Below are 11,187 nucleotides of genomic sequence, written 5' to 3'. Positions count from 1 at the left end.
TGGAGCGTGGCCCGGAAACAGGGCCGGCCTTGTGTTCGCAGCCGACGATCTCGCGCATGAAAAACCTGCCCGACGCCCGCGCCCTTATCCGCATGGGCCACGAGATGATCCGGTTCTACTGCCACTCGTTTGCACGCCCTCCAAGCCGAATCGTGCTCGATATCGATGATACCTTTGACGCGGTGCATGGCCACCAGCAGCTGCGCCTGTTCAATGCGTTCTACGACGAGTTCGGCTTCCAGCCGATCGTCGTGTTTGACGGTGAGGGCCGGCTCGTGGGGACACTGCTGCGCCCGGCCCGCCGCCCCAATGGGGCCGAGAGCGCGGCCCATATCCGCCGGTTGATCCGGCAGATTGCCAGGCATTGGCCCGAGACAGAAATCCTGCTGCGAGCCGACAGCCACTACTGCACCCCGCAGGTTCTGGACCTGTGTGACAGGCTCGGGCTGCGCTATGTCTTCGGTCTGTCAAAGAACGGCCGTCTGGCGCAGAACATCTCGGCTCTGGAAGCGTCGACGGCGGCGCGCTACGTCCGGACGCCGGGTCAGAAGCTGCGCCGGTTCAAAACCTTCTCCTACGCAGCCCGCTCGTGGTCGAAACCCCGCCGCGTCATCGCCCGCGTCGAGGTTGGTCCCATGGGTCGGGACACCCGCTACATCGTCACCAACCTCGAGGGCGGTCGCGGCAAGCATCTTTACGAGAAGATCTACTCCGCCCGCGGCCAGGCCGAGAACCACATCAAGGCGTGGAAGGCCCACCTCGCAGCAGACCGGACGTCGTGCTCGAAAGCCAACGCCAACCAGATGCGCCTGATGCTGCACGGCTGCGCCTACTGGATTTGGTGGAAGCTCCGCGCGGCTTGCCCAAAACGTTCACCATGGCGCCGCGCCCAGTTCGACACGCTGCGGCTGCATCTCGTCAAACTGGCCGCCACCATCGTCGAAAAGAAGACCCGGATCATCGTGACCCTGCCGGCATCGTGTCCCCGAAAGGGACTTCTCCTCCTTCTCTTCGACGCCCTCGCCCCACCGAAAACAGCCTGACGCAAGCGCCCCGACAGCTATGCTTGGAAATGGGTGACGGGGTTTAAGAAGGCGGCGTATCGTGGCGGGTGTCAAAGCCTGCCAGAACTTCCAAAAGGAACGATACGCCATGGAGAACACTACAGACATCATCGCCCTTCGTCAGCCGGAATTTGTTGAGGACCCGCTGACCGAGATCGCGCGCGACGGGGCACGCCGGATGCTGGCGGCCGCGCTCAGGGCAGAGGCCGACGCCTTCGTCGCGCAGCATGCCGAGGAGACCTTGCCGGATGGCCGTCAGCGGGTTGTCCGACACGGATACGGGCCTGAGCGCAGCATCCAGACCGGGATCGGCGCGGTTGATGTGCAGCGCCCGAAGGTGCGCGACCGCGCCACCGATGTGCCGGCCGAGAAGAAGATCCGTTTCACCTCAGGCATCCTGCCGAAATGGGCGCGACGCTCGCGCAGCCTCGATGCCCTGCTGCCCGTGCTCTATTTGCGCGGCATCTCGACGGGGGACTTTCAGGAGGCGCTGGCTGCGATCCTGGGGAAGGACGCGCCCAACCTGTCGCCGAGTGTGATCTCGCGCCTGACCGGGGAATGGCAGCAGGACTACGCCCATTGGCAGCGCCGCGATCTCTCGGCCCGGCGGTATGTCTACATCTGGGCGGACGGCGTCTACCTCCAGGCACGGATGGAGCCGCAGGCCGAATGCATGCTGGTCATTCTCGGGGCCACGCCCGAAGGGAAGAAGGAGCTCGTCGGCTTCCAGGTCGGCGTTCGGGAAAGCGCGCAGAGTTGGCGTGAGTTGCTGGTCGATATCAAGGCCCGCGGCCTCGCGGTTCCCCCGGAGATCGCCGTCGGCGACGGAGCCATGGGATTTTGGAAGGCGCTCGACGAGATCTTCCCTGGCACGCGCCATCAACGGTGTTGGGTCCACAAGATCGCCAACGTCCTGAACAAGTTCCCGAAGTCCATGCAGCCGACGGTGAAGGCCGACCTGCGCGAGATCTGGCAGGCCGAGACCCGCACCGCCGCGCAAACCGCGATGGACACATTCGCCGAGAAATACGGCGCCAAATACGAGAAGGCCGTGATCTGCCTGACCAAGGACCGCGAAGCCTTGCTCACCTTCTACGACTTCCCGGCCCGATCACTGGGATCACCTGCGCACCGGCAACCCCATCGAGAGCGTCTTCGCCACCGTTCGGCACCGGACCGTCCGAACGAAGGGCGCGCTCTCGCAGAAAACCGCGAAGCTGATGGTTTTCAAGCTCGTACAGGCCGCTGCCAAGACGTGGCGCCGCCTGAAGGGGGCGAACCAGTTGCCTTTGGTCATCGAAGGCGTAACATTCACCGACGGTGTCGCTGCAAGCGCCGCCGAAAACCGCGCCGCTTGATCAGGCCGCGTCACCCAAATTCCCGCATAGCTCACGCCCCGCGTCTCAAGCGAATTTCCAGACCTGAGGGTACAGTACCCCGGAAGAAATGCCGAGCCCGCTCCATCATCCCCCGCATCGCGCGTCGCGGGCTCGAGACCTCCACCAAGCTCGGCCGCCATCAATGGGTCGTCGAGCGCACCTTCGCGTGGTTCGCTCAGTTCGTTCGGCGAGCCTCACCCTCGCAACCCCCTACGACCGCCGCGCCGACATCCACACGGCCCTCACCAAGCTCGCAACCGCCATCATAGGCATGAACCAGATCAAGAGGCTCTGTTAGGCGCTCTTTGAATTGCCTTCGCCGTGGTCAGCCCCTGCACTCCGTGCATTGAACGCAAGCGGTGCTTCAGGACCACATGATCGCTTTCGATCCGATTGTTCTCGCGTTTTCGCGTTTTCGCGTAATGACGTGACGTACTGGACGGAATCCCCCGGATCCAGACCTGCGCTCCGCTCGCTGATCAACTTCCGGCAGGTGCGGGCCTTGTCGATGATGACACTCAGCGGTTGATACAGTCGGAGGTACCCCGAGCCTGCCGCGGGACTGCCCTGCCCCGCTGGCGGTTCGGCGCGCCGTCAGCCAGAAATCGGTGAGCCGACTGCGCTGAACGACGGCGCGCCACAGATAGAACCAGCGGCCCTTCACGCGCAGGTGCTCGCGGGCCCGCCACTCTTCGTCGCTGAAGAACTTGATGCCGGAGAAGCAAGGCACCACCCAACTTCCGGTACTGTACCCTCAGGTCTGGAAATTCGCTTGAGACGCGGGGCGTGAGCTCGTGCTGGGGCGCCCCCCAGCACGAGCTGCCCATTCTGATATTCCATGGAGTTGCAACACAACCATGGAGAAGAACGAATGAACAGGCGGAAGGATACGGCGCTTGAGGCGGTCTTGGAACAGTTGATCGAGCACGGGCCCGGCGAGATCGCATCGGTGTTCGCGCGGGCTTTCGAGCTGGCGATGCAGATCGAACGGGAGCGGTTTCTCGGCGCGAGCCATTATGAGCGCACGCCCGAGCGTCACGGCTATGCCAACGGCTACAAACCCAAGCGGATCGACACGCCTGCGGGCACGGTGAGCGTGCAGGTGCCCAAGACTGCCGGGCATGGGGAAGAGCCGTTCTATCCGCAATCCCTCGAGCGCGGGCGGCGGTCGGTTCGGTCCGTCATGCTGGCGGTGGCCGAGATGTACGTCAAAGGCGTCTCCACGCGTGACGCCGAGGCTGTCATGCGCGAGTTCGGGATCGAGAGCCTGTCGTCCTCGCAGGTCAGCCGGGCTGCCAAGCTGCTCGACGACGAACTGGAGGCATGGCGCAACCGCCCTCTGGGCCAGGTAAAATACCTCATCCTCGATGCCCGGTACGAGAAGATGCGCCACGGCGGGGTGGTGCGCGATGCTGCCGTGCTCTCGGCAATCGGCATCGGCCCGGACGAGCGGCGGCGTGTTCTGGGCGTTTCCGTGGCCCTGTCCGAGGCCGAGGTCCACTGGCGGGGCTTCTTGGAGAGCCTGGTCGCCCGCGGCCTGCGCGGCGTCGAGTTCATCGTTTCGGATGACCACTCAGGGCTGCGTGCTGCCCGGCGGGCTGTTCTTGGCGGCGCCACGTGGCAGCGCTGCCAGTTCCATCTCGCGCGCAACGCCATTCATCACGCTCCGAACGTCGAGAGCCGCAAGCGCATCGGAGCTGAGCTGCGCACCGTGTGGAATGCCAGCACGCTCGCCAAGGCAGAAACGGCCTTGGCAGAGATCGTCGCCAGCTATCGCACCTCTGCGCCGAAGCTGGCCGCATGGCTGGAGGAAAACGCGCCCGAGGGGCTCGCGGTCTTCACGCTGCCCGAGCACCATCGCCGCCGGCTGCGCACTTCAAACCCGATGGAGCGATCCGTCCAGCAGGAGCTCAAGCGGCGCACCGTAAAGGTCAGGGTCTTTCCCAGCGACGACGCTCTGCTGCGACTGGTCAGCGCCGTCCTCGTAGAGATCGACGAGAAATGGGCCTCCGAGACCAAGGCCTACATCAAATGGGAATGCCAGGATGCATGACCCGCTCTCAGCAGAATTTCCAGACCGCAGGTTGCTCTATCCAACTTCCCTAATTTCACGAGCCAAGTTCTGCCCCCCAAGACTCTCGCAGAGGTTTCTCCGCACCCGTCAGCGGAACGCTCAGCCCGCTTGGCGGGACTGTGCGTCGGGAACTTCAATGTTGATCTCGAGGCTAGACATGTCGTCGCCGCGCTGAAGCTTGATCTCGACCGCGTCGCTGTCAACGCGCATGTGGCGCTTGACGACCTCGAGGATGTCGCGCTGGAGAAGAGGCAGCAGATCGTCGCGGGCGCGGTCGCTGCGGTCATGGGCGAGCAGGATCTGCAGCCGCTCCTTGGCGGCCTTAGCACTGTCGGACCGGCGCGGCTGCTGGCGTAAGAAACGAAACATGGTCTAAGCCCCCCGGCCCAGGAAACGGCGCAAGAGGCTCGGTCGCTCCTCGGGCGGAATGCGCATCTCGATCTGCTCGCCGATCAGCCGCGAGACCGCGTCCTCATAGGCCCTTCCGGCATTGGACTTCTCGTCCATCACGACCGGCATCCCGACATTGGAAGCGCGCAGTACAGTGGTACTTTCGGGGATGATGCCCAGAAGCGGAATGGCGAGGATTTCCAGCACGTCGTCGATGGGCATCATCTCGCCCTTGGCGACGCGGTCGGTATCGTAGCGGGTCAGCAGAAGATGCGCCTTTACCGGATCGCCGTCACCCTTCTCGGCGCGCCAGGTCTTGGAGTTCAAAAGTCCGAGGACCCGGTCGCTGTCGCGCACCGAGGAAACCTCGGGGTTAGTCACGACGATAGCCTCGTCGGCATAGTACATGGCCAGATGCGCACCGCGCTCGATGCCGGCGGGGCTGTCGCAGATAATGTAATCGAACTCCTCCTTGAGCTCGCCCAGCACCTTCTCGACGCCCTCGGGCGTCAGCGCATCCTTATCGCGGGTCTGCGAGGTAGGCAGCACCGAGAGCGTGTCGAGACGACGGTCCTTGACCAGCGCCTGCTTCAGCTTGGCATCGCCTTGGATGACGTTGATGAGATCGAACACCACGCGGCGCTCGCATCCCATGATCAGGTCGAGGTTGCGCAGGCCCACGTCGAAATCAATCACGACCGTCTTGTGGCCGCGCTTGGCGAGGCCCGCACCGATGGCAGCGGTGGATGTGGTCTTTCCGACGCCGCCCTTTCCGGACGTGACGACGATAGTCTTAGCCAAGGGATGTCCTCCTGATTCTGGGAAGGGTTATCTTAGTTTCTCGATGCAAAGCATCTCGTCGCGCAGGAACACTTGCACGCGCTCGTTACGGATCTCGGATCCCAGACCCTCACTGGTCTGATACAGGCCCGCGATGGCAAGGAGTTCGGCATCAAGGCTCTGGCAGAAGATGCGGGCCTTGGTGTCGCCGTTGACGCCGGCCAGGGCGCGGCCGCGAAGCTGGCCGTAGACATGTATGCTACCCTCGGCGATCAGTTCGGCCCCCGCGCTGACCGAGGCGACCACGACCAGATCGCCGCGGTCGTTGAAGATGCGCTGGCCGGAACGCACCGGCTCCGTGATCAGACGCGTGGCGGCTTCGGGTCGGGCGGGCGCGGCTTTCGGGGCCGGATCGCTGCTACGCGCGGTGCGCTCAAGCGGCACTTCGCGCCCGCCTCGGAGCGGAATCAGTCCGGCCGCGCGCGCCGCCGTAATCTGCTCTTCTGTCCCGTTCTGGATTCCGAACACCGACAGGCCACGTCCTTTCAGTGCGTCGATGAGGCGTACGAGCTCGGGCTTGGGCAGGATTTCGGCCACCTTCTGGAGGTCGATTACCACGGGGGCATCGTCGAAAAAGGCGGGGGCCTGGCTGATCTGCGCGTCCAGCGCGGCGAGGAAGGCATCGTCCACCCTCGCGTCGAGGCGCAACGCCACGGCGGTGAAGAACCGACCGCGGATCTGGAACGGCTTGACGGAGGCGGGGCTCGCCACGGCTTCGGTCTGAACGTCTTGTCGTTGCATGCGAGCGGAACCTTCCTCCGGACGATACGGAAAGTCTTTACGGGAATTATCGGGACGGCGATATCGCCCGTCTTTAGTCGTGCTGCCAGCCGCGGACAACCGCCTGATCCGTTCGGCCGACCGGCGCGCACTGAAAATGATGCCTGACGCAGGTCTCGCATTGATCAACGGCGAAACGGGCCCCGCCCCAGCCATGTAGTGCAGGCGCATCTCGCTCATCTTCGACATCTTGTCCGGAAAGGACTAAGAGCGCCCAACGAATCCGATCTCCGCCTCGTGGACTTAGGCACCATGAGACCTGAGCTTGTGACAGATGAGATTTGGGTCGTGGTGGAGCCGTTGCTGCCCAATGAGCCGCCGAAGCCGAAGGGCGGTCGCCCGAGGGTGTCGGACCGAGGTGTCCTGTACGAGATCGTGTTCGTGCTACGCTCGGGCCTGCCGCGGGGGATGCTGCCGTGCGAAGTGTGCGGCTGCTCGGGCATGACCTGCTGGCGGCGCCTGCGCGATTGGCAGCAGGCGGGCGTGCGGAACCTGCTGCACCGCATCCCGCTGGAACGGCTCGACCCAGCCGGCGCGTTGGACTGGTCCCGCGCTTCGCTGGACGCCGCCAGCAGGTCATGCCCGAGCGGCAGAACCCGACGGACCGTCGCCGTGCGGGCCCGAAATGGCATTGCATCACCGACCGAAACGGCACGCTGCTCGGCCTGACGCTCACGAGCGCGAACCGCCACGACAGCACACCGCTCGTAGCCACGCTCGACGCCGTGCGGGGGGTGCGGCCGGGGCAGCCGACCGACCGCGGAAGCGCCCCAACAGGCTGCGCGCCTCCTCTCGGGACATCGCTGCACGATGCCCTGCCAAGCAATGGACAAGGCCTACGACCATCGCCGGTGCCGCCAAGAATGCCACGCCCGCTCGATCATACCTAGCATCGCGCGCCGCGGCGTGGAATCCTCTGCCAAGCTCGGCCGCCACCGCTGGGTGGTCGAGAGCATCTTCGCGTGGTTGAGCCACTTCCGCCGGCTCGCCATCCGTTACGATCGACGCGCCGACATCCACATGGTCCTCGCCAAACTCGCAACCGCCATCATCTGCATGAACCAGATCAGGCGGTCCTGTAGGCGCTGTAAGGGCGAGATTCGAAACGGTCTCCTGCCCCAGGTTACCTGCGCATCTATAGCTTCGGCGCTCAACAGGACGCGCAACTCCGCTGAGCCTTATGCACGCAGATGTCGTTTTTGTTGCAGGCTCGGTACTAGGCGGTGTTGACAAAACCCTTTCCCTGACGGTTTTGGTGTGAATCGCGCTGCCGGACTATGGTCAGGCGGGTGATGTGATGGCACGCGGACTGATGTCGGATGCGGAATGGCTGTTCTTCAAGCCGTTCATCCAGAGGGTGCGAGCGCGCAACGGGCGGCATGGAAGCGATCACCGGCGGGTGCTTGACGGGGTGTTCTGGGTCGCGCGGACGGGCTCGCCCTGGCGCAACCTGCCCGAGGAGTTCGGCAAGTGGTCGCGTGTCTACCGCCAGTTCCGCCGTCGGACGCTCGCGGGGCTGTGGGGGACGATCCTGGAAGCCCTGAACGAGGGCGCGGCCGAGCGTAATCACCCGCCCGACCGCTTGCAGAGGATCGACAGCACGGTGATCCGGGCGCATCAGCATGCAGCCGGCGCAAAAGGGGGACTCCGCGATAGGGTATTGGCCGCTCAAGAGGTGGCCAGACGACCAAGATCCACCTCCGCACGAACGGCTGGAGCCTGCCGATGCGCACCGATGTGACGCCGGGCCAGACCTCGGACGACAGAGGCTTCGACTCGTCATGGACGATGCCTTGCCCGCGCCGGGCGAACTGCTTGCCGACAAGGGCTAAGACGCGGACCGCATCCGCGACTGGGCCGAGGCGTCGTTCGGTTTCGTTAGGCGCTCTTAGAGGGACCCAGCATCATCTTCAGCCCCTGCGCCGTAAAGTCTTCCTAACGGAGGCGTGGCGGCTGCGGGATATTCTGAGGATCAGCGAAGTGCCGGACCCACTCCCGCGATCCCCTGAGCGCCCCCGCTGGTAGGTTTCATCCGCCTCGACGACCCCAAAGAAGCTCGCCGCTCCGCCGCTCCGCCGCTCCGCCGCTTTCAGGGAGCGAGAATTTGAGCATTCGCCAAGGCCAGACCATGTATTTATCGACGTCCAGTTGACACGCGAGCTTCCGCAAAGACCGGAGCGCTGAGGTGCCCGGCATGTCCCTCAGCGCGACCATGAACAGATCAGGACGATGGAGGCGGCCGATGGCGCTCCCAGTCCGGCCCAAATAGGTCTTCTGGCAGCCACCGCACCGGTATCGTTACAGCTTGGTCCGCGTGCGCCCCCACTTCTGGCGCCGGTCATCGCCGCAGAAAGGATATTTGTGTCGTTGTCAGTCTGCGCTTCGATCTCGGAGATGGCCTCCGTCTTTGGCCGAAGATCCTGGTCTTCGTCTGGGCGTCCTCGACTTGGGCCGGGTTCAGTTTATCCATAGCCTCAGGAGGCGACGAAAGTTGTGTTGCAGCACAGGCGCTGTTTCCACTTCGCAGGGGCGCGGAACAAGGGCTCATCCGGGTTGAGACGAAACGCACCAACACGGCATGCGGACATCCCCAAGAGAAATGGTCGCCTGTCAAACAAGAAATTCCACACCGCTTATGGCTTTCGCCCTAATGTATCCGCCATTTCTGCGCCTCGCTGACCCATTGGCCTCACCCGCCCACGCGTCGTATCTCGCCGTGACTGGTGTTCCATCTCCGCATTCAGCAATGCCCCCAACAGAACAACGAACGCCGTCAGCCAAATGTAGAGAAGCAATATGACCACTCCTGCAATCGCTCCGTAAGTCAGCTGATAACTGCCGAAATTGCGCACGAAGAGCGAGAAGAGGATCGAGCTTCCCAGCCACAGCGTCGTCGCGACGACTGCGCCAGGCGTGACCCAACTCCACCTCGGCGGTCTCCGTGCGGGGGCATGACGATAGAGAAGGCCGAGCGCCACCATCGACAGCAGCGCCAAGAGCGGCCAGCGGCCCACGTTGACGATGGTATCGGTCCACCCCGAGAGCCCCAGCCGCGCCGCAGCCGGCGGCACCGCCACGGCAAGCGCCAATGAGGCGAGCGCCATCATCGTCAGCACCGCCGTCAACCATAGCGAAACTATGTTGCGGACAATGATGTTTCGGGTTTCGACCTCGGCATGGGCCATGTTTATGCCGCTCACCAGGTTGTCGATGCCGCGCGACGCCCAAAAAAGCGACAGGGCGAGGCTGATGAACGCTGCCGATGTTGCTTGGCCCGGGGCCTGCCCGGCAAGCGCAACTGCCTGATCCCGCACCACCGCGAACGGTTCCGCCGGGGCCAGCCCCTCAAGCGTATCGAGCTGGCGGATGACCAATTCGGGGTCCAGGAACAGCCCGGCGAGAGATGCCAGCGTTGCAATTGCCGGAAACAGCGCGAGCATGCCGAAAAACGCGACGCCTGCGGCCACCAGCGGGACAAGGTCCCGGTTGATCCGCCTTCCCACGCGCAGCCATATATCGCGCCAGCCTGATGGCTGGATCTGATGCGGCCGCCAAGCCTCGCGACCTCGCCCCGTTTCTCTCGCTTCCTCAGGCGGCGCCGGCGTTGCCGGATGCGTGCCTTCAGGATGCGGCTCAGCCCCCTTGCCGGGACCAAGCCCTTCGCCGCGTCGATCCTGCATACCTGTCAACTCCGCTTGCGGGTCATTAGGAAAGCCATGTTTAGGCACAACGCGAACTTAGAGGCTTCTGATCCACTGCGACCTGCCCCGAGGCTCTTGGTCGCTTAGCCCGGATAATTCACGAGAAGGCGGCGGAGGTGGCGTAACCGTCTGAAACTCTGTATTTTTTGGTTATCGACGCCAAAGATTCAGATTTCAGCAGGACGACCTCCGCCATGACCCAGTCTACGTGCTCCACGCCCCGCCTGTCACCCCTTAACGGTAAGCCGGTCCTGCTCGGGTTTGACGGCGCCGACATGAGCTCCGACGCCGGACTGACCCTGCTGCGCGAGATTGAGCGCAGGGCGGGTCTGGCGCAGCGGCTCGCAGATTGCCTGCACGATCCGCGTGACCCGGCGAAAGTTCAGCATAGCCTGTGCGACATCATCCGGTTCCGGATCATGATGATCGCGGCGGGATACGAAGACGGCAATGACGCGACCGCCCTGCGGAACGATCCCAGCTTCAGGATCGCGCTGGAGCGTGGCCCGGAAACAGGGCCGGCCTTGTGTTCGCAGCCGACGATCTCGCGCATGGAAAACCTGCCCGATGCCCGCGCCCTTATCCGCATGGGCCGCGAGATGATCCGGTTCTACTGCCACTCGTTTGCGCGCCCCCCAAGCTGGATCGTGCTCGATATCGATGATACCTTTGACGCGGTGCATGGCCACCAGCAGCTGCGCCTGTTCAATGCGTTCTACGACGAGTTCGGCTTCCAGCCGATCGTCGTGTTTGACGGCGAAGGCCGGCTCGTCGGGACACTGTTGCGCCCGGCCCGCCGCCCCAAGGGAGCCGAGAGCGCGGCCCATATCCGCCGGTTGATCCGGCAGATCGCCAGGCATTGGCCCGAGACAGAAATCCTGCTGCGAGCCGACAGCCACTACTGCACCCCGCAGGTTCTGGACCTGTGTGACNGGCTCGGGCTGCGCTATATCTTTGGT

At 64.0% G+C, this 11,187-nt stretch carries 8 protein-coding genes and 5 pseudogenes; 7 read left to right on the top strand and 6 right to left on the bottom strand.

The features are described from left to right. From JSE7799_RS13700 to JSE7799_RS21865, 3 genes and pseudogenes are all read left to right on the top strand, one after another. Positions 1-1,043 (top strand): IS1380 family transposase (locus tag JSE7799_RS13700; RefSeq protein ID WP_055664113.1); only part of this gene is annotated, 1,043 nt, incomplete at its 5' end. A gap of 109 nt (positions 1,044-1,152) precedes the next feature. Continuing rightward, positions 1,153-2,422, top strand: a pseudogene (locus JSE7799_RS13695) (IS256 family transposase). Between the two features lie 80 nt (positions 2,423-2,502). Next, positions 2,503-2,741 (top strand): annotated as a pseudogene (locus JSE7799_RS21865) (IS5/IS1182 family transposase); the annotation flags it as partial. On the opposite strand, the gene JSE7799_RS22335 reads toward JSE7799_RS21865, so the two are convergent. Beyond that, positions 2,725-2,889 (bottom strand): DDE-type integrase/transposase/recombinase, encoded by a 165-nt coding sequence (locus tag JSE7799_RS22335; protein WP_370736659.1) that lies wholly within the window; start codon positions 2,887-2,889, stop codon positions 2,725-2,727. The pseudogene JSE7799_RS21865 and the gene JSE7799_RS22335 sit on opposite strands and share 17 nt — an antisense overlap. A 140-nt stretch (positions 2,890-3,029) precedes the next feature. Further along, positions 3,030-3,173: pseudogene (locus tag JSE7799_RS22330) on the bottom strand (DDE-type integrase/transposase/recombinase); the annotation flags it as partial. A 141-nt stretch (positions 3,174-3,314) separates the two neighbouring features. On the opposite strand from JSE7799_RS22330, the gene JSE7799_RS13690 reads away from it, so the two are divergent. Beyond that, positions 3,315-4,496, top strand: coding sequence for an IS256 family transposase (locus tag JSE7799_RS13690; protein ID WP_055664109.1), 1,182 nt, complete (start codon positions 3,315-3,317; stop codon positions 4,494-4,496). Positions 4,497-4,616: 120 nt separating this feature from the next. Here the strand turns inward: JSE7799_RS13690 and minE are convergent, their stop codons facing one another. Genes minE through minC form a run of 3 tightly spaced genes read right to left on the bottom strand, consistent with a single transcriptional unit; the run spans position 4,617 to position 6,707 of the window. Beyond that, positions 4,617-4,886, bottom strand: coding sequence for a cell division topological specificity factor MinE (minE, locus tag JSE7799_RS13685; protein ID WP_055664108.1), 270 nt, complete (start codon positions 4,884-4,886; stop codon positions 4,617-4,619). 3 nt (positions 4,887-4,889) lie between these two features. Continuing rightward, the gene (gene minD / locus JSE7799_RS13680; protein WP_055664107.1) at positions 4,890-5,708 is read right to left on the bottom strand and encodes a septum site-determining protein MinD; all 819 of its coding nucleotides are present in this window, start codon (positions 5,706-5,708) and stop codon (positions 4,890-4,892) included. A 27-nt stretch (positions 5,709-5,735) separates the two neighbouring features. Further along, positions 5,736-6,707 (bottom strand): septum site-determining protein MinC, encoded by a 972-nt coding sequence (gene minC, locus JSE7799_RS13675; RefSeq protein WP_306455416.1) that lies wholly within the window; start codon positions 6,705-6,707, stop codon positions 5,736-5,738. Positions 6,708-6,779: 72 nt separating this feature from the next. Between minC and JSE7799_RS20005 the strand changes: the two are divergent. Together JSE7799_RS20005 and JSE7799_RS13665 are read left to right on the top strand one after the other, a co-directional pair. Further along, a pseudogene (locus JSE7799_RS20005) lies at positions 6,780-7,607 on the top strand (IS5 family transposase); the annotation flags it as partial. 217 nt (positions 7,608-7,824) lie between these two features. Then, positions 7,825-8,356 (top strand): annotated as a pseudogene (locus JSE7799_RS13665) (IS5 family transposase); the annotation flags it as partial. 804 nt (positions 8,357-9,160) lie between these two features. Here JSE7799_RS13665 and JSE7799_RS13660 read toward each other — a convergent pair. Continuing rightward, the gene (locus tag JSE7799_RS13660; RefSeq protein ID WP_055664105.1) at positions 9,161-10,207 is read right to left on the bottom strand and encodes a YihY/virulence factor BrkB family protein; all 1,047 of its coding nucleotides are present in this window, start codon (positions 10,205-10,207) and stop codon (positions 9,161-9,163) included. A 215-nt stretch (positions 10,208-10,422) separates the two neighbouring features. Between JSE7799_RS13660 and JSE7799_RS13655 the strand changes: the two genes are divergently transcribed. After that, positions 10,423-11,187, top strand: a 765-nt coding sequence (locus tag JSE7799_RS13655; protein ID WP_055664110.1) for an IS1380 family transposase, incomplete at its 3' end; no start/stop codon positions are given.

It is taken from the genome of Jannaschia seosinensis (assembly GCF_001408515.1).
Lineage (GTDB): Bacteria > Pseudomonadota > Alphaproteobacteria > Rhodobacterales > Rhodobacteraceae > Jannaschia > Jannaschia seosinensis.
This window is presented reverse-complemented; position numbering and strand designations above follow the sequence as displayed.

Coding starts and splice junctions, on each gene's coding strand:
- JSE7799_RS13690 (WP_055664109.1), top strand. CDS start 3,315: ATGAACAGGCGGAAGGATACGGCGCTTGAGGCGGTCTTGGAACAGTTG.
- JSE7799_RS13660 (WP_055664105.1), bottom strand. CDS start 10,207: ATGCAGGATCGACGCGGCGAAGGGCTTGGTCCCGGCAAGGGGGCTGAG.
- minE (WP_055664108.1), bottom strand. CDS start 4,886: ATGTTTCGTTTCTTACGCCAGCAGCCGCGCCGGTCCGACAGTGCTAAG.
- minC (WP_306455416.1), bottom strand. CDS start 6,707: ATGAGCGAGATGCGCCTGCACTACATGGCTGGGGCGGGGCCCGTTTCG.